At 46.7% G+C, this 403-nt stretch carries 1 protein-coding gene; it reads right to left on the bottom strand.

Features of this window, described 5'->3' with window-relative positions; all coding sequences use genetic code 11:
- Positions 1-403: MFS transporter (locus tag IEQ44_RS15600; protein WP_227487613.1), on the bottom strand; the 403-nt coding region annotated here is incomplete at both ends.

Here is a 403-nt window from a genome sequence, read left to right as displayed (position 1 = left end):
AACAAAGACAATCTGAGTAGTACCTTCAAACAGATGCGCACTAAAGAGGAGAAATAAGATTACAGAGTTTGCCAACGTACCGATCAGGATCCAGGGTTTGAACTTACCCCATCGCGATCGCGTAGCATTTACAATCCATCCCATAATCGGATCGTTAATAGCATCCCAGATCCTCGCCACCAGAAACAAAGTACCGACCAAACCCACAGACAGCCCGACGACATCGGTGTAGTAATACATGAGGTACATATACACAATGCCGATCGCAAAATCCTTCCCGAACGCTCCAAATCCATAACTGAGTTTTGTAGTCATTGAAATGCTCATAGGGTATCGGGTCGCTGTTACCAACGCCCGCCTTCTGTTATTGGTATCGTCAGAGGTGTGCGCCGGAATAAATCCC

It is taken from the genome of Nocardioides malaquae, from assembly GCF_015070385.1.
Lineage (GTDB): Bacteria > Actinomycetota > Actinomycetes > Propionibacteriales > Nocardioidaceae > Nocardioides > Nocardioides malaquae.
This window is presented reverse-complemented; position numbering and strand designations above follow the sequence as displayed.